Origin of the sequence: Flavobacterium muglaense, from assembly GCF_014305155.1 — a bacterium.
GTDB classification, from domain to species: Bacteria; Bacteroidota; Bacteroidia; order Flavobacteriales; family Flavobacteriaceae; genus Flavobacterium; species Flavobacterium muglaense.
Genome location: NZ_JACRUK010000024.1, coordinates 24,061 through 42,931 on the forward strand (window position 1 = coordinate 24,061; position 18,871 = coordinate 42,931).

At 34.7% G+C, this 18,871-nt stretch carries 16 protein-coding genes and 1 tRNA gene; 9 read left to right on the top strand and 8 right to left on the bottom strand.

The genetic code is table 11. The features are described from left to right. Positions 1-21 precede the first annotated feature (21 nt). The 5 genes from H8R24_RS10755 to H8R24_RS10775 all read right to left on the bottom strand — a co-directional run bounded on the left by H8R24_RS10755 (position 22) and on the right by H8R24_RS10775 (position 3,676). Positions 22-864 (bottom strand): DUF2911 domain-containing protein, encoded by an 843-nt coding sequence (locus H8R24_RS10755; RefSeq protein ID WP_187018858.1) that lies wholly within the window; start codon positions 862-864, stop codon positions 22-24. A gap of 74 nt (positions 865-938) precedes the next feature. Beyond that, positions 939-1,598: an HAD family hydrolase gene (locus H8R24_RS10760; RefSeq protein ID WP_187018860.1), complete on the bottom strand. Its 660-nt coding sequence runs from the start codon at positions 1,596-1,598 to the stop codon at positions 939-941. Positions 1,599-1,644: 46 nt separating this feature from the next. Beyond that, complete coding sequence (locus H8R24_RS10765) at positions 1,645-2,355, bottom strand: tRNA threonylcarbamoyladenosine dehydratase (RefSeq protein ID WP_187018861.1); 711 nt, start codon at positions 2,353-2,355, stop codon at positions 1,645-1,647. Between the two features lie 56 nt (positions 2,356-2,411). Then, a complete protein-coding gene (locus H8R24_RS10770; protein ID WP_187018863.1) occupies positions 2,412-3,074 on the bottom strand; it encodes a TatD family hydrolase in 663 nt (220 codons plus the stop codon). After that, positions 3,074-3,676, bottom strand: a complete 603-nt coding sequence (locus H8R24_RS10775) for a DUF1684 domain-containing protein (RefSeq protein ID WP_187018865.1) — start codon at positions 3,674-3,676, stop codon at positions 3,074-3,076. Before H8R24_RS10775 ends, H8R24_RS10770 begins: the two co-directional genes overlap by 1 nt. A gap of 97 nt (positions 3,677-3,773) precedes the next feature. Between H8R24_RS10775 and H8R24_RS10780 the strand changes: the two genes are divergently transcribed. From H8R24_RS10780 to H8R24_RS10800, 6 genes are all read left to right on the top strand, one after another. Further along, positions 3,774-4,994: an MDR family MFS transporter gene (locus tag H8R24_RS10780; RefSeq protein ID WP_187018867.1), complete on the top strand. Its 1,221-nt coding sequence runs from the start codon at positions 3,774-3,776 to the stop codon at positions 4,992-4,994. 224 nt (positions 4,995-5,218) lie between these two features. Next, complete coding sequence (locus H8R24_RS10785) at positions 5,219-5,578, top strand: BlaI/MecI/CopY family transcriptional regulator (protein WP_187018869.1); 360 nt, start codon at positions 5,219-5,221, stop codon at positions 5,576-5,578. Positions 5,579-5,581: 3 nt separating this feature from the next. Further along, on the top strand, positions 5,582-7,276 hold the full coding sequence (locus H8R24_RS10790) for a M56 family metallopeptidase (RefSeq protein ID WP_187018871.1): 1,695 nt from the start codon (positions 5,582-5,584) through the stop codon (positions 7,274-7,276). Positions 7,277-7,362: 86 nt separating this feature from the next. Further along, a complete protein-coding gene (locus tag H8R24_RS18180; RefSeq protein ID WP_225876808.1) occupies positions 7,363-7,503 on the top strand; it encodes an SsrA-binding protein in 141 nt (46 codons plus the stop codon). Positions 7,504-7,613: 110 nt separating this feature from the next. Continuing rightward, positions 7,614-7,687, top strand: a tRNA-Arg gene (locus tag H8R24_RS10795). A gap of 118 nt (positions 7,688-7,805) precedes the next feature. Continuing rightward, the gene (locus H8R24_RS10800) at positions 7,806-8,801 is read left to right on the top strand and encodes a metal-dependent hydrolase (protein ID WP_187018875.1); all 996 of its coding nucleotides are present in this window, start codon (positions 7,806-7,808) and stop codon (positions 8,799-8,801) included. 49 nt (positions 8,802-8,850) lie between these two features. Here H8R24_RS10800 and H8R24_RS10805 read toward each other — a convergent pair whose 3' ends face one another. Continuing rightward, entirely contained in the window at positions 8,851-10,128 is a 1,278-nt protein-coding gene (locus H8R24_RS10805; protein ID WP_187018877.1) for a S28 family serine protease, read from the bottom strand. 152 nt (positions 10,129-10,280) lie between these two features. On the opposite strand from H8R24_RS10805, the gene H8R24_RS10810 reads away from it, so the two are divergent. From H8R24_RS10810 to H8R24_RS10820, 3 genes are all read left to right on the top strand, one after another. Further along, positions 10,281-11,243: an ornithine cyclodeaminase family protein gene (locus H8R24_RS10810; RefSeq protein WP_187018879.1), complete on the top strand. Its 963-nt coding sequence runs from the start codon at positions 10,281-10,283 to the stop codon at positions 11,241-11,243. Between the two features lie 10 nt (positions 11,244-11,253). Continuing rightward, positions 11,254-12,318 carry a proline racemase family protein gene (locus tag H8R24_RS10815; protein ID WP_187018881.1) on the top strand — a complete coding sequence of 355 codons (1,065 nt, stop codon included), beginning with the start codon at positions 11,254-11,256 and terminating at the stop codon, positions 12,316-12,318. Between the two features lie 153 nt (positions 12,319-12,471). Then, positions 12,472-13,683, top strand: a complete 1,212-nt coding sequence (locus H8R24_RS10820; protein WP_187018883.1) for a M24 family metallopeptidase — start codon at positions 12,472-12,474, stop codon at positions 13,681-13,683. Positions 13,684-13,889: 206 nt separating this feature from the next. On the opposite strand, the gene H8R24_RS10825 is transcribed toward H8R24_RS10820, so the two are convergent. Further along, positions 13,890-15,347: a SusD/RagB family nutrient-binding outer membrane lipoprotein gene (locus H8R24_RS10825; protein ID WP_187018886.1), complete on the bottom strand. Its 1,458-nt coding sequence runs from the start codon at positions 15,345-15,347 to the stop codon at positions 13,890-13,892. Positions 15,348-15,361: 14 nt separating this feature from the next. Beyond that, positions 15,362-18,556: a SusC/RagA family TonB-linked outer membrane protein gene (locus H8R24_RS10830; RefSeq protein WP_187018888.1), complete on the bottom strand. Its 3,195-nt coding sequence runs from the start codon at positions 18,554-18,556 to the stop codon at positions 15,362-15,364. Positions 18,557-18,871 lie beyond the last annotated feature (315 nt).

An 18,871-nucleotide genomic window follows, 5' to 3' on the forward strand; every position in this document is an offset into this window, starting at 1 on the left:
ATTTGAAATCAAAACGGAATTTTATTTCCCCCATTCTGAGATACTGTCTTTGTTCATTTTAACGTAATCTTGATTGCCAGCTTTTTCTGATGCTGCTAACGATAATTTAGCAGTTTCAATAGCTCCTTTTTTATCTCCTTGTTTTGCTTGAATCAGTGATTTTAAACGCAAGTAATAAAAAGGCTTTTCAGCGCTTAATTCTAATGCTTTGTCCATATACGCTCTAGACTTTGCAACATCACCATTCGATTGAAAAAGGTATTGAGCCGAAGCAAAATAGTCTGCTGAACTTGGCCCTGCTAATGCTTTTTCGATACTTGCAGTTGCTATTTTTTGAGTAGGAACTTCAAACTTTAAAGCTGCATAAGAGTTTTCCCAATACATTTCTAAATATCCAAAGTTAGTATCTAAGCCGTTTAAGCCTATAGTAAATGTCTCTGTTCTTTTAGGCAATGACTCTTCTTTTACCGTTGTTCTTAAAGCTACATTTGCTTCATTGAATTCTTCTGGTGTTCCCCAGTTGTTTGTTGCAGTATAAAAAATCACTTCCCAACTTTGACTACTAGGAACAGTGTACAAAGCATATTTTCCTTTTTTCAAGGTTTTTCCATCAATTACAACATCATCACTAAATGATACTGTAGTATTTTCATTGGCACCCGTTCTCCATAGTTTACCAAAAGGAACTAAATTACCAAAAACAGCTCTTCCACGAGCCGAAGGTCTAGAATATACAATCTCAACATCAGTCAATCCAACCATTTGATTCAACGTTGCTTTTGGACTTTGTTGTGGGGTTTGTACCTGCGCTTCAATTGTAAATTGCGTAATAAAAATGGCTAATGCGATCAGTAATTTTTTCATATCTTTTATTGGTTTAATATATTATCCTCAAATTTACAAATTCAAGTATGTATAAATGTTAATTATTCCTTAATTCAACTTTTGTATTGTGCAACCACTTCAAAATTAATCTCATTAAAATGATTGATAACCAGATCTGCCTCCGATAAATCTTGGTCTTTCGAGTGGAAACTATTGTAGGCTACACAAAATATTCCAGCGGCTTTGGCGGCTTTAATTCCATTCGTACTATCCTCAATAATAATGCAGTTTTCTTTTGGAGCAATTGATAATGTAGCAGCAAACTCAAAAATAGCAGGATGCGGTTTCGATTTAGGAAAATCCTCGCCACTTACTTTATGCGTAAAATAATCATGCAGTTTAAAACGGTTAAAAACACGTTCTATAGTTACCTTAGATGCCGATGAAGCTAGAATCAATTGCATTCCCTTTTGATGAAAATCCTTTATTAAATCCTCTACTCCTGGCAAAAGCTCTAAATCTTTTTTATTATCGAATGCATCGTTAAAAATGGTTCGCTTACGCTCTATCATCGCTTCTACATCATGCTCAAGCTGAAAAATATCTTTCACTCTTTGAAACGTATTGCGTGTTGAAGTTCCTGTAAACGATGTAAACATCTCCTCAGTAACATCAATCCCTAGTTCACTAAATTGCTGAAAATAAGCATAGCGGTGCACCGGCTCTGTGTCTACAATTACACCATCCATGTCAAAAATTACAGTTTGTATCATCTTATTTTTTTTAAATTTTGTTCTAATTTGATAGAACATTAGTCTACTATTTCAGTAAATAACGAATCACCGTTTCGGCAGCGTATAGACCAAATAATCCTGGCATATAGCTGTTTGTACCGTAAAACGATTTTTTATAATTAGAACCATCAGTCATTTTTAAACTTTGATCGTCTTGAATCTCTGATGAGAACACCACTTTTAGTTTGTCAATTTTATGTTCTTTCAATCGGCGGCGAATCGTTTTGGCAAGGAAACAATTTTCGGTATTGTTGATATCGGCTACTTTTACTTTGGCAGCTTCCATTTTTCCACCGGCACCCATACTCGAAATAATTTTCACACGCTTGCGTTTGGCCGCAATAATCAAATTTAGTTTTGGTGTCACGCTGTCAATGCAGTCTAAAACATAATCAAACTCTTCAGATACAATTTCAAAAGCGCGCTCTGGCGAAAGAAATTCTTGAACGCGTGTTAATTGCAGTTCTGGATTAATATCCATCAATCGATCTCCAACTATCGTAATTTTAGGTTGTCCTACTGTAGAATGCAAGGCTGGTAACTGACGGTTAATATTAGTAATATCAACAACATCACCATCAACAATAGTCATTTTACTCACTCCTGCTCTTGCTAAAAATTCGGCGGCAAATGATCCTACTCCACCAAGTCCTACCACAAGCACATTTGCGTTTTGTAATTTGTTTAATCCTTCTTTTTTAAATAAAAGTTCTGCTCTCTCTGTCCACTCTGCCATTGCTTTTTTTGTTTAATTGTTTAAAGTTCTTGAAAACTTCTTCCTATATATATGTGTTATTTTGAATCCAAGTCTAATTTAAAAACTGCTTGAAAATTATTCGAAATTGTTTGTTGGACTTGGCTAATTGTTTGCCCTTTATACTTTGCCGCCAAGTCATACACTTCCTCAATCGTTTCGGCTACAGTATCTGTTTCTAAAAAAAAACGATCTTCCGGAATCGAATTAAAAACGGTTTCTAATTCTGGGTTGCGCAATAAATATTTCCCAAACGAAATATAAAAACCATGATCAATCAATGGCTTAACTACTTGTATTTTTTTAGAAAATCCATGAATAATCATTGGAACCGCGATTTGCAAACGTTTTTTGGTTTCCAATACTTCTTGAAAAGCCGCCACACAATGAATCACAACGGGTTTATTGTATTTTTGTGCCAAAAGCAATTGTTTTTCAAAAACCAGTTGTTGCAATTCCATACCTATTTCACTCCTTTTATCGAGTCCGCATTCGCCCACGGCCAAGCATTTAGGATCTTGTAATTTACTTTCGATTATTGCCAAATCACTTTCAATACGCTCCTCTACAATATACCAAGGATGAATTCCGATAGAATAAAACGGAATCGTGCCATCAAATTCCTGTGGGTATTGATTGATTAACTCCAATACCTCTGGATTATTTGTGGCTTTGTGAATATGGAAATTAAAGTATTTCATTAGTCGTGAAATTTTTTAACTCCAGCTTTCACTTCGATATTCAAATCGTTTTCCAAAGGCACCTTAGGACATGAATACCTATGATTGTACGCGCAATACGGGTTGTAAGCGGTATTAAAATCAATTGCAATTGTGTTTTCCTTCGGTATTTTTAAATCGATGTATCGTCCTCCTATATAGGATTCATTACCGGAAGTCAAATCAGAAAAAGGCAAGAACAAATCGTCTTTGTATTTTGCTTGTTTTGATAATTCAATGCTTCGATATAAATTGAGTGTAAATGATTTTCCGTTGAGTGTAAAAGTTGCTTCACCATATTTCACGTAAACTGGTTTTCTATCTGTAGAAGTTTGCATTTTAAAAGGTTTCTCTTTTGGAGTTCTTTTAAATTGAGCAACCACAAAAAAGCTTTCGTTAGCTGGGAAATAGTCTAGGCTTTTAAAAGCGGCCAAATCCTGTTCCATCAACGGACTCGTTTTTGCATCAGCATATTCACTATTGAGCTCGTGTTGAAACTTTACAACGGCTCTTTGATTAAATTTTTCTTGGCTGTACCCAAAAACAAAAAGGAATACGAATAATATTGTGAAATAATTTTTCATTTTTTATAATTTTAGCAAAAATAGTTTAAAAGTTACAAAGAGACAAAGCTGCTGCCTTACAAAGTTTTCTACCTTTGTGTTAAATAACTATAACCTAATGTTAATAAACGCTTTTCAACGCTACTTAAATAATTTTAAAGGATTTTCAAGAGAAATCTGGATACTTACCTTAATCACTTTTATCAACAGAGCAGGAACCATGGTTTTGCCTTTTTTATCTAAATATTTAAAAGAAGACTTGCATTTTACGTACGGAGAAGTGGGCTGGATTATGGTGGCCTTTGGTCTAGGTTCTATGCTAGGCTCTTGGCTTGGCGGTAAACTATCTGATAAAATTGGGTTTTATAAAGTGATGGTTTTTAGTTTGTTTAGCTCGGGAATATTCTTCTTTGTATTGCAATACATCACCAGTTTCTGGGGATTGTGTTTGGGGATGTTTAGCATCATGACCTTGGCCGATATGTTTAGACCGGCTATGTTTGTGTCTTTGGGCGCTTACGCAAAGCCTGAAAATAGAACCCGTTCGTTGACTTTAGTACGACTTGCAGTTAACTTAGGATTTGCAGCTGGACCAGCCTTAGGAGGATTAATCATCATGGGAATAGGATATCAAGGGTTGTTTTGGGTAGATGGAGGTTCATGTGTCGTAGCTATTTTAATATTTGCTTTATTAGTCAAAGAAAAAAAGAAAACATCGCATCAAGATCCGCACAACAGCATTCTAGAAGTAGCTTCGGTTTTTAAAGACAAAGTTTTTTGGATCTTTTTGTTTGTGAGCTTTGTTACTGCCATGATTTTTTTCCAATTATTTACCGCCTTACCTTTATATCACAGTGAGCAATTTGGTTTAAGTGAATTTCAAACCGGATTATTAATGACCTTAAATGGTTTGCTTATTTTTGCCTTAGAGATGCCAATCGTTAGTTATTTTGAACGTAAGCAAGTGGCAAAACTTAAAGTTATCTTTTGGGGAGCTTTGATGATGGGGTTTAGCTTTTACACCTTATTGATTAATTTTTGGGCAGGAATGCTAGTCATTAGTATGATCTTCATTTCGATAGGCGAAATATTTGCGTTTCCGTTTTCCAATACTTTTGCCATGAGTAGAGCACCCAAAGGTCACGAAGGTCGCTATATGGCCTTATATACGATGAGTTTTAGTCTTGCTCATATTATAAGCTCAAAAGCCGGATTAGGCATCATAGCCGATTATGGCTACCAAGCCAACTGGTTTGTCATGGGAACCTTAGGTGTAGTAGCGGCCTTTTGCTGTATGTGGATTCAGAAATTATTACAATTAGAATCCGAACCAGTGTAATTCTTCTTTCTATAACTTCACTCCTACTTTTAAAAACCCATTAAAAAAAGCTGATTATAAAGTATTTACCATTTATAACTATAAAAATAGTTGTAAAACTATTTAATTAGTTGTAAAACTAAAAATATAGTTGTAAGTTTGATTTGCGTTAAGGCTAGTAGTGTCCTAATCCTCCAATCCCGATAACTATCGAGAGTGGCAAACGCCCAAATAAAAATCATGCTATGCAAAAATTGACCAACAAAGAAGAAGAAATCATGCACATTTTATGGAAGCTAAAAAAGGCTTTTGTGAAAGAGGTTATGGAAGAAATCACCGTAGATCCGCCACATTACAACACTTTATCGACGATTATTAGAAATCTTGAGGAGAAGGGATATGTGGGATATAATGCTTTTGGGAAAACACATCAATACTACCCTATCGTGGCGATTGAGGAGTACCGAAAAAAATTCATGCACACGGCAATTGACCATTATTTTAATAGTTCGTATAAAAATATGGTGTCGTTTTTTGCCAAAGAAGAAAAGATTTCGGCGGCTGAGTTGCGTGAGATTCTGGAAATGATTGAAAACAAAAAATAGGCTATGGAAGCGATATTTATTTACCTCGTGAAATCAAGTGGATTACTGGCTTTGTTTTTTATAAGCTACCATGTTCTATTACGCAAAGAAACTTTTTTTACCGCTAACCGTTGGTTTTTACTATCCGGTTTAGGTACTGCATTGCTTTTGCCATTGCTGGTTTACACCAAGGTGGTTTGGGTTGAACCAGTAACAACGACAATGGACTGGACTGCGCTTCCGGTGACCACTGTTATAGAGCAAAAGACATTGATGGATTATTTTCCGTTTATTTTGGCCTCCGTTTATGGTATTGGCATACTGGTTTTGGCTGTTAAATTCCTCTATGATTTTTACAGTTTAAAGCTATTATTAAAAGGGAAATCAACACAGCGTCAAGCGGATTACAAATTGGTTGACACCAAAGAAAATCTAGCTCCTTTTTCGTACTTCAACACGATTGTATACAATTCGGCGCTATATACAGCAACCGAATTAGAGAATATCCTAGAGCATGAAAAAGTGCATAGTGATCAAAATCATACACTTGACGTACTAGTTTCTAGAGCGTTTTGTATTGTTTTTTGGTTCAATCCGTTTGTTTGGTTGTACAAAAAATCGGTTTTACAAAACTTAGAATTCATTGCCGATAGTGAGGCTACCAAAAAGATAACCGACAAAAAAGCGTACCAAATCACACTTTTAAAAATAACAACACAAGAGAATTGTGTTGCCATTACCAATCATTTTTATCAATCATTAATCAAAAAACGAATCGTTATGTTAAACAAAAATCAATCAAAAAAAAGGAATTATTGGAAGTATTTATTAGTTGTTCCAGCGCTTGTTGCGTTTGTACTATCATTTCAAATAGAAGTTGTTGCGCAAGAGAAAAAAAATATAGCAACCAATGTGAGTACACAAATAATTGACCACATCATTGATAAAGACGCTACCGATTTAGATCTTGAAAATTTAGCGACACTCTTAAAAAAATCTCAGGATGTTGATTTAGTATTCTCTAATATTAAACGCAATGCCAAAGGTGAAATAACAGCTATAAAATTATCTTTTAATGATAAAAAGGGAACCAAAGGCATTAATGAGCAAAAAGGAAATAAACCAATTAGTCCAGTACGTTTTGTATCAAAAAAATATGATGATGGTAAAATCGAAATTGGGTTTTACTCAGAAGAGGAAGAATACCCAATTGAAAATGAAGATATAACCGCATCAAAAGGAACCGAAACAAGCACAACCACCACTACAACTAATTCTGAAACGATTATTAGCAGCACTACAAATACTAACCCTAGTATCCCTCAATCACAAATAAAGAGTCATAACAAAATACAACAAAGTCAAGACGAAATTGAACTTCAAAATAATAATATTAATAAAACAACGCGCACTATCAAAATAGTACAAAGTGAAACAGATGGTATACTTGGAGAAGCTACTTATTACATTAATGGAAAAATAGCTACTAAAGAAGAAGTTGAAAAAATTGATCCTAATGCAATAAAAAGGATGGATGTTAATAAGTCTACTAAAAATGGGAATACAGTTAAGATCGTAACAAAAACTGAATTAGATGAAAAAACACAAGCTTCAGAAGATTTGAAACAAGCCAAAAGAGATCGAACTCAAGCTATCCAAGATCGCAAGCAAGCAATAGAAGATCGAAAACAGGCTATAGAAGATCAAAACAATAATTAAATCAAAGCTATAAAAACACTCCTAAAAGGCGGTCCTTAATCAAGACCGTCTTTTTTTTATATCTTTGAAAAAAAATAAAACTCTATATGTTTAAAATTGTAGCCCAAATTAACAAGTTACTATTGCCTAGCTTTACCAAACAAAGGTTAGATTTAGCCACAGCCAAAAAGTGGCAAATGGCAATTATAGGATTTCGCTATTACGTAACTACAAGAGCGCTAGGATAGTGTGAAAAACTTTCGTTTTTTTTTGATTTTTTTTCAAAAGAGACTTGCAAAACTCTAAATTATCTCTATCTTTGCACCCGCAACAACGTTATTACAACGACTGCAAAAATGGCCTTGTGGCGCAACTGAATAGCGCACTTGATTACGGCTCAAGAGGTTACTGGTTTGAATCCAGTCAAGGTCACAAAACCCCAACATCTGTTGGGGTTTTTTTATGGATTATAATGAAGAATTTTACATTTTAAATCAAGATTCACACTAGTTCCCACTAGATATTATTTGATTTCCGTTACTTTTGTTTTATGGACTCTTTTACTCAAATAGCTTTAGGAATTGCCGTTGCTGAAGTATGCGCTGGCAAAAAACTTAAAAACAAAACCGTTTTATACGGTTCAATTCTAGGTACAATTCCCGACTTAGATGTTCTAGTTGGTCTATTTTTAGATCCTGTAGATGCAGTCTTAATTCACCGAGGCATCAGTCATTCGCTTTTTCTGTTTGGATTATTATCCCCTGTTTTAGGTTGGATTATTTCAAAAATAGAAAAAGGTAAAATCAGCTATCTTCGCGCCTCTAACATGGTTTTTTGGTGCTTTTTTACCCATGTACTATTAGATATGTTTACCTCTTGGGGCACACAAATTTTATGGCCTTTAGACTATCGGTTTGCACTAAAAACAATTTTTGTTATCGATCCCTTATATACTATCCCGCTTGTCATTGCATTGCTTATGGTTTGGAAAACAAAAGATGTTGTACTTCGCAAGAAATACATCATCAGGGGCTTGTTCATCAGCAGTTTTTATCTGCTTGTATCGTGTTTTATAAAACTATATGCTTTAAACCAATTTGAAAAAGCATTGTATAATCAAGGAATTCAATATTCTGAGATTATTGTTAAACCTACTGCTTTCAATATCATTTTATGGAATGCCAACGTAGCTACGACAAACAGTTATTTATTGGCCGACTATTCCTTATTGGACAGCCAGCCAATTACATTTACTTCTTACGACAAAAATAAAAATTTAGACTTGCAGTTAAATGGAAATTCTGACTTTGAAAAACTGAAAAAAGCGAGCGAAGGATGGTATATCCTAACTCAAAAAAACAACTCTTTATTCTTCAATGATTTGCGTTTTGGACTATTAAACGACAACCCACAAAACCCACAATTTGCTTTTAACTATAAATTTATTGCCAAAGAATCTGAATTAAAAGCCGTTGAAGTTCACAAAAGTAAAAGAGACGGAAAGCGATTACTTTTAAAAATCGCTAACCGTATAAAAGGAAACTAAGGAGTTTATAAATTCCTTATCTCAACCCTTTTTGGGGTAATTAAATTATCTAATTCAGCCATCTATTCAAAGTTTCCATTATCAATGCTTGCTCTTTTTCAGGGAAATTTTTCACTCTTGTGGAATGGCTGCCTTCTGGAAGTACCATTTTTAGGGCATCTAATTTTGGCTTTGGTGTTGGCGCACAAGAGTACCAAGTATCATAACCTCCATAGATATATAAAATGTGATTTCCTTTTTTCTCTACATAGCTACGCACTTTTTTTATGTATTTTGAATTGTATCTAATCTTTACCTCTTTTGGCGCAAAACGATCATTTGAAGTACTTTTCACAATTTGCAGCAAATCAGCAACAGCTGAAAAATCAAAACCATAATACCCCAATTCGCTTAGATGTTGATAATAAGAAGGCAAATAATTAAAATACATCTTATCGTTGTAAGTCCCTACCCCAACAATACCGTTCAAATAATCAAACAATTCTTTAGCCGATGCTGTTTCTGAGGGAATTGTATCACACTTTCCTCCCCATTGCCAAAAAGAAAAAGGAAATTCTAAAACGGCATATTCTAAAGCTTCCGCAAAAGGAACTTCGGTAAAATTCATTTTATTTTTATGGGCATATTCCTCGAATTCTTTTAGAACCGAAACTCTATTCTGCAAAACTGCTCGCTGAAATGTCGAAATTTTTGCTCTGCATTCTGCTGTCCCAATAGTTCTTGTATGCTGTATTGTCCGTGGATCTTCCAGAGAATTAATCAACGGAGCAACATAAGGCATTACTACATCAACATCGTTTGGATATTTCGATTTATAAATTAAAGCCGTTTCTCCTCCTTTACTAATTCCAGTCGAAATCCATTTTCCAGTGTATAACTGTTTCAGTTTAGTCACAATACTATGGTAATCCGCAATCGCTTGATCATTGGTCAAATATTCCCAAGGAATCGGGTTAGGACGTGACTTCCCATAAAAACGATATTCGACCGCAACTTGATTTGCGTTCAATAACGTACTCACTTCACTTTTACTATTTCCTGTATTATAGCCGTGCGTTTCAATCACCATCGGACTATTAAAATCAATATGGGACAAGTAAATATAATGTTTAAAAGTTCCTTTATCGGGATGCTTGTGATCTAATGGTTCTTCCAAAATTATCTGAAAGGATTCAGAATAGCCTTCTAAATTTTTTATATCCGTAATTTCAGCTTTTGGAAATAATTCGGTTAATTTTTGGGATAAATCTGATGTTGTTTGAGCAGAACTATAACAAGTGCTTAGGAAAACAAAAAGCAACAACAGTACACTTCGGACTTTTTTCATTTTATGAGGTTTGATTTATTTTTTAAAATTACAGCCAATAAAGCTCTTTAACCGATACTATATTACCCTTGATTTATGTTATTTTATCTGTTTTATGGTAAAATAAAACAATGTCAAAAATATTGATTTACTTTATTCCAAATTTGTAAAAAATGAAAACAATTCAACTTATTTCTGATCACTTTATTGATACTAATTGCAATTTCAAAAGCTTAATTGAAGCCTTGCGCATAGGTTTTTCAAATACTAAAATTGAAGTTCCAATGCGTCATCATCATGACTACAAAAACCCAGAAGAAGATAAAGATTCTACTTTATTATTAATGCCTGCTTTTAATCCAGGGAATGATTTGGGTGTGAAAATTGTTACTGTGAGTCCAAATAACGGGAAATATGATTTACCTGCTATTCAAGGTACTTATATCTATATGGATGCGCACAAAGGAAACATCAAAGCAATCTTGGATGCCAAATCAATGACTGCAAAAAGAACCGCTGCAACATCTGCCTTAGCTAGTAGTTATCTCTCTAGAGAGAATTCAGATTCTTTGTTAATGATTGGAACAGGAGCTTTGGCAATCAGTTTAATTCAAGCTCATTCCAGTGTACGTCCTATTAAGAAAGTATATGTATGGGGCAGAAATAACGCTAAAGCACAAGCGGTTTGTGATGGTTTAAAAGATTTTCCTTTTAGTTGTGAAACAGTCGAAAACATAGAAGATGCCATTCAAAAAGTGGCTATTATTTCATGTGCCACTTTATCTCCTACTCCACTTGTTTTTGGAAAAGATTTGCAAGAAGGACAACATCTGGATTTAGTGGGCGCTTATAAAAAAGACATGCGTGAAGCTGATGACGAAGCGATTCTAAAATCGAGTGTTTTTATAGATACCTACCAAGGCGGATTAAAAGAAAGTGGCGACATTTTGATTCCGCTTAACACAAATGTTATCACCAAAGAGGATATAAAAGCGGATTTATTCGAATTGTGCTCAGACAGCAAAAAAGGAAGAATTTCTGAAAACGAAATCACTTATTTCAAATCAGTTGGGCATGCGCTTGAAGATTTAGTGGCGGCCTCCCATTTTTATCAAGAATTTATTTCATCAAAATAATTCACTTATTATGACATCAACTTACCAAAACATTCTAAAAAACACTTCTTTTTCTGTTCCTGAAAACTGGATGACAATCAAAACAATCGACATGCATACTGGTGGCGAACCGTTACGAGTGATACTTGATGGTTTCCCAAAGCTAAAAGGAAACTCCATTTTAGAATGCCGTCGCGAAATCAAAGAAAACTACGATTATTTGCGCACTACCTTGATGTTTGAGCCTCGTGGTCATGCAGATATGTATGGTTGTGTTTTGCTTCCGCCTAATAGTGAGGATGCTGATTTTGGTATCCTATTTCTGCACAATGAAGGATACAGCACCATGTGCGGTCATGCTATTATAGCAATAAGTACTTTGTCCGCAAAAATGAATTGGATTTCCGTTTCTGAGGGTGAAAACGTACTAAAAATTGATGCTCCTTGTGGTCGCATCAACTCCTTTGTCAATATTAAAAATGGTGAAGTTTACGGCGTTAAATTTCATTGTGTACCCAGTTTTGTAGTAGGCTTAGACAGAGTTGTGGATGTTCCTGGTCTTGGAGAAATAACTTATGATTTGGCTTATGGGGGTGCATTTTATGCTTATGTAGACTTACGTAAAAACAATTTAAATTTGAGATTAAGTTCAGATGAATATAGATCACTAATTCAAACTGGTATGCATATAAAACAGGCTATAATACTCTATGATCTAGAGATTTTACATCCATTCGAGGAAGATTTGAGCTTTCTATATGGAATCATTTTCATAGATGAACCCCACGATCCCAAAAACCACAGTAGGAATGTATGCATTTTTGCTGAAGGAGAAGTAGACCGTTCTCCGACTGGCTCAGGAGTTTCGGGCAGAATTGCCATCGAAAGAACCAGAAGTAATATTGATTACAAGGAAACACTAACCATTGAAAGTATCACAAATAGTGTTTTTAATTGTTCACTAATTTTCGAAAAAGATTACGGTCCTTTTAAAGCGGTCATCCCGCAAGTAGAAGGAACTGCCCATATAACGGGAATGAATACATTTGTTATTGATCCAGAAGACCCAATGAAAAACGGTTTTATTTTACGCTAATCTTTACATAGATGCTATATGTATTATTGTTCATATTAAAAATCAAGTTCACTTTGGCGAAAGCGAAATTTAAATTTTAAAAATCACCAGGACTATTTTGACCCTGCATTTTTAAAAAACCAATAGAAAAAAATAATATTCAAATTTACAACCATGACAATAGGAGTTGGCGGGTCTACCGCAGCAATAGAATTAGAAAAAATACAAAACATGACGTTGAATGTAAAGCCCATTCAACCAGAAGAATATCAAGCACGCATCAAAAAAGCAGTTGCATTGATGGAGGCCGCAAACTACAAAGCACTCTACCTTAATGCGGGAACCAACTTATACTATTTTACAGGAACCAAATGGAATCCATCCGAAAGAATGGTCGGTGCTGTATTATTTCAGGATGGAACTTTGGAATATATTGTTCCAAAATTTGAAGATGGAACCTTCAAAAAATTCATGCAAGTAGAAGGAAATCTAAATTGCTGGGAGGAACACGAATCTCCCTATGATTTATTTGGCAAAATACTGCGAAATAAAAACATCCATTCTGGAACAATAGCCTTGGATGAATCAGCAAATTATTTTTTAATAGATGGTGTAACCAAAGCGAATCCAAATTATGAATTTGTAAATGGGCAACCAATCACAACAGGCTGTCGCATTCAAAAATCAGTAAATGAAATTGCAATCATCCAGCAAGCTAAAGAAATTACTATGGTTGTGCAAAAAGCAGCCGCACGTATTTTACGCCCAGGAATTAGTGTAAAAGAAGTAACCGAATTTATAAATGAGGCTCACATTAAAGCAGGAGCTACAGCTGGTTCTTATTTTTGCATCGTTTTATTTTCGGATGATTCACAATACCCGCATGGTGTAACTACCCCTCAAGATTTAAAAGACAACGATATTGTTTTGATTGATACGGGTTGTCGTTTAGAAGGCTATTTATCAGACATTACCCGAACATATGTTTATGGAACTCCAACCGAAGCACACCGTAAAATTTGGAATTTAGAAAAAGCGACTCAAAAAGCGGCTTTCGATGCCGCTCAATTAGGAGCAACTTGTGGATCTGTTGATGATGCCGCTAGAAAAAATTTAAAAGAAGCTGGTTTAAGCCCTGATTATGAAATTCCGGGATTACCTCATCGTGTAGGTCATGGAACAGGCTTAGACATTCACGAACATCCTTACCTTGTGAGAGGGAATAAAACCGTTTTACAAGAAGGTATGGTTATTAGCAATGAGCCTATGATTTGCATACCAGGACAGTTTGGAATTCGACATGAAGATCACTTCTATATGACTCCTCAAGGTCCAAAATGGTTTACAACTCCCATGGAGAGTATTGATAATCCGTTTGGTTACTAAATAGACCATTTTTCAAACTATTTCATAACTTAAAAGAGGGAAACGACTGTGTCGTTTCCCTCTTTTTTTTAATCTTATAAACAATCCCCCTTGGAGAATTTAAGGTTACTATTATCCTGTCTAAAATATTCGATTTTGAAATTGAAACAAAAAGAAACGGAATCCCAAAGGATTCCGTTTAACTGGGCAAAAAAACCAATCCAAAATTAAAATTTGTCCCAGAATATTTTTGTTGTCATTTTATCTCCACCTATTGCATCTGACGCAGCGGTATAGTTTACTCCATTATTTGACGAAGCAAGGTGAGAATATATAAGTCTTACCGGAACTTTTCCAGCAGCTTCTGGTACAGCAGTTGATGGAGCAACTAGATTAGGGAAATCTAGTCTTCTGTATGCTGTCCACGCTTCTAAACCTCTATTGTAATAAGCAATCCACATTTGATATGCGATTCTTTCTTTGGAATTACTTCCTGTCGCTGTTGCAAATGCCACGCTAGGTTGTAAAAGATAAGTTGCGATATCAGCATCTGCCACTTTGCAGAATTTCATACTAGCTGTTATACCGTTAGTGTAATGTACAGCAGCAGTTGTCCCAACAGAAAATGTTCTGTTTGCTGCATCGGCAAGTAAGAAAGAAGTTTCTGCATAATCAAAAAGAACTCCTTCGAAATTTATTCTTTTTATATCTGGATTAAACGCAGATACGGTAAGTGCATCTGTTTTAAAACCATAAGGCGCACCAAGGTAACCACCACTAATTTTAGTAGAAGCATCAAATAAGAAGTCTCTTCTAGGGTCATTTAGCGTGTTTAACGCATCTACAAATGGTTTAGATGGAGCAAAATCATTTCTACTTTTAAAATTTTCGTAATTAGGGTTAAAGTGCGGGCTTGCTGATTGGTATTTAAATATCGCATTATCCGCATTACTTGTCATCGCACCAGAAGAATAAGCGGTTTCAACTAAAGTTTTGGCAAGAGCTGGTTCTACATCAGATAATTGCATACCAAGTCTAATTTGGATTGAATTTCCGTATTTTTTCCAATTTGCAGTATTCCCTCCATAAATCAAATCTGCTGAACCAAAACTACCCACTGATGTGTCTAATTTACTGATTGAGCTTTTTAAACGTGTTGCTAAATCTTTGTAAATAGTTAAAGCATCGTCATATTTAGGTGTCATATTGTTTTTGTCTAATGCCTCAGAATATGGGACATTTCCATAAAGATCAACAAGGCTTTGGTATGCTTGTACGATTTGTATCTCCAAAATTGCAATTTTGTTTTGCTTTTTTGCTATTTCTACTGTTCCCAATGCTGAACTTGCGGCAATTTTAACTTGTGCGTCAACTAAATCCTTTAGAACGTCTCTGTAAAGACGAACCCAATTAGCATTTCCTAAATTTCGTGTGACCATGTCGTATCTTGATTCATCAGGATAGTTAATTTCTGACCACTGTTGTGCGTACAATCTAAAATTGTTGTCGTTTACACTACTTGTATTTAAAAAAATAGCATATTGCTCTTGTGCGCTACTCATTAGAGCCTCAGGAACGGTAGTTTCATACGCTTTTGGATTTACGTTTAGGTCTTCTAGATTTTCACAAGAATTCAAGGATAATGCTAAAAAAGCTAGTAATATAGGGTGTTTTAATCTTTTCATTTTTCTTTTTTTTTTTAGAATTGAACTTTTACATTAAAACTAATTTCTCTAGTTGTAGGCATAACACCTGTTTGGAAACCTTGAAAATTTCCAGAAGAGAAACCAGCTTCAGGATCTGCATATGGTAATTTTTTGCTGATTATCCATAAATTACTCCCATTTGCTGCAAAAGTTACATTGTTTATAAAAGTACCAACTAAAAATTTAGATGGTAAAACATAGCTCAAAGAAACCTCTCTCAATTTTACATATGAAGCATCATATACAAAAGCTTGTGCAGGGAATGATCTGTAGCCAAGGTTTGATTCCCCTACCGCCGTCGTTACTTCTGCTCTAACTGTGTTTTTACTACCATCTGCTTGCACACCTGGGAGAATTTGTCCTCCATTATTTGCAAGTGTATTACGGATAGGGAATCCTAATTCATTTGTTCCTACAGTATTGGCATATAGTCCAGAATTTTGTCCGTAAGACTGATCAAGTGAGAATACATCTCCACCTTTTTTAATATCAATTAAGAAACTAAAAGTTATATTTTTATAATTGAAAATATTATTGATTCCTCCTGTCCAGTCTGGAGAAACATTACCGATAATTGAATTAGAAACTTTGTCGTAATTACCGTTTGGCAATACTACTCTTTCTCCATTTAGGTATTTGTAACCTGTTCCCTTGATTACTCCAAGCGGCTGTCCTGGAATTGCTGTCAAGCTAGTACCTGTATTGAATGTTCCTATTACTACTTGTGGTAAGCCTACAGCTAGCGATTTTACTAAACTAGTATTCTTATTCCAGTTTATTCTAGTTGTCCATGAGAAGTTTTCAGTCTTCAAAGGAACAAGGTTAAGACTTACTTCAATTCCTTTATTTTCAAGTTCACCTGCATTTACAGTAGTACCAGTATACCCAAAATCAGCACCAGTGGTAACATCCATAATCAAGTCCTTTGTTGTAGATTTATATACAGAAACCTCGAGACCAATACGTTTTTTCAGGAATTGTAATTCTAATCCAGCTTCCTGGCCAATAATTCTTTCGCTTTTTAAGTTCGCGTTTTTCAATATGTCTTCATTTGAAAACAAAGGGTTGCCACCGAAGTTAGTATTTTTACTATAAACTGATTTTATTACTCCAAATCTAGCATCATTCCCTGTCTCTGCATAGTTAAGTCTAAGTTTACCAAAGTCTAACCAAGAAGCATTTACATGCTTACTAAATATATAAGTTCCTGTAATAGAAGGATAGGAGAACTTACTGTTGTTTGCAGGCAATGTTGAAGACTCATCAGTTCTATAAGTACCTTCTAAAAAGTAGGTGTCTTTATAATCAAATGACGCACTTGCATAGACACTATTTACACCTGTTTTTTGTGCAATTTCAGTAGGGTTTTCAATATTACTGATAGAGTTTGAAAGTGCATACAATTCTGGGATTAAAAGACCTCCACTAGTAGAAGAAAAGATTGCTCGTGTTTGATTTCTTCTAGAGTTACCACCGATTAATCCTCTGAACTTCAAATCAGAACCAATATTCGCCTTAAAATTAAGTATTAAGTCAAGATTTATTTCTCTAAATGATTTGTCAAATCTTGTATATCTAGCGGTAGCTGAATTTTGATTAGATCCAACTGCTACTCTTTCTTCCTGAATTTCTGCATAATTATCTACTGCTCCTTTACCTGTTACAGATAACCAATTCGTAATTTCTGAGTTTAGTGAAAAATTCCCATAGAAACGATCTCTGTTAAAATTATTAAAGTTTTTGTAACGTGAAAAATAAGGGTTATCCCAGTATAATGGTTCTGTGTTTGACGAAGACCTTGGGTTCCATGTAATGTTCCTTCCAGTTGACAAGTACGCTTGTTCTTGTTCTTTAATGTCAACATCAGTGTGCCACCATTGTCTAAAACTGGTTAAGATATTCCCATTGTAACCAGTGAAGTTTAAACCTAAACCATCTGTTTTAATGTAATTTGATGTAGCAGTAATTTCTGTTTTACTGTTAACTTTATAGCTAGCTGAAAAGTTGAAATTGTCTTTCTTTAAGCTACTATTCGGCATTATACCCGTTTGATCAAATTTAGTATAACCAAATCTGAAATTTCCATTTTCATTACTCCCAGTTATGGCTAAACTGTTATTGTATGTAGTACTAGGCTTAAAAAAGGAATTAGGAGTGTTTTTTCCAGCTACCCATGCAGTTGGTTTTCCGTAAGTTGATAACGAAGGATAGTACGAGTTCCAGTTGTAAACCAACTTGTTTTGATCAAATGGAAGTCCCCATGAAGCATCTTCGCTCAATATTGTTGGGTAAGAACCTTCCCCTAAATCTATATTTCCTCCAAAACCTTGAAAATCACCACCACCATATTGGTTTTGGTATTCAGGAAGTGTAGCTTTATCTACAGTACCCGTTGTGATACCTGAACTTATTGTAACACCGAGTCCTTTTCCTTTTTTTCCTTTTTTTGTTGTAACAATAATTACACCGTTACCCGCTCTTGATCCATATAGAGCAGATGCTGCGGCTCCTTTTAGCACGTTGATTGTTTCAATATCATCTGGATTAATATCGGAAGCGGCATTTCCATAATCAAAACCACCTCTTCCTGTTTTTTGTCCAGCAGAATTTGAGTTGTCATTATTTAATGGAATACCATCTACTACCCAAAGAGCCTGAGTATTTTCAGTAATAGATTTTGGACCACGAATTACTACGTTAGTAGATCCTCCCATATTACCATTTCTGCGTATTTCTACACCCGCTACTTTACCAGAGATTGAATTGGCAACGTTTCCAGAGTTTACTTTTGTTAAGTCATCTCCTTTTACTTCTTGTGTGGCATATCCAAGAGATTTTTTTTCTCTTTTTATACCTAAAGCTGTCACAACTACACCGTCAAGCTCCAAAGCTGAACTTTGCAACTTAACACTTTGAGATGTAGATGTCGCTTTTAACTCTTGAGACTTCATCCCAATGTAGCTAAAAATAAGTATTTGACTTGAAGCTGCCTTTATGGTATACTTTCCGTCAAAATCTGTTTGCGTTCCTGTTTTAGTTCCTTTAACTAATACACTTACACCTGGTAAAGGCATACCTACATTGTCCGAAACAATTCCAGTAATTACTCTTTCTTGAGCAAATGTTAGTTGCGCTACAAGTAAAAACAAGAATATCGCAATTTTCTTTCTAAAAAACTTAAATTTCATGTATATGGTTTTAAAAATTAGTTATGTAAAGATCCGTTTTTAGTACCAACATATATTGTATTATATTACCTAAAACTTTGATTATATTAGCGCATAATACTTAGATTGTTATTAATAAAAATAGCTATTAAAAAAAAATTCATTACAAGTATCTTGTCACTACTACTGCGTTTAGCTCTAAAAAAAATGTAGATTTAATCCACCAATAGCCTTCGTAACATGAGTAGACGTTATTTTACTATAGTTTTTTTGTCACATATATTAAATTCTTACTGGTATTCTATTTAATAAGTATGCCTATATATATATTCTATA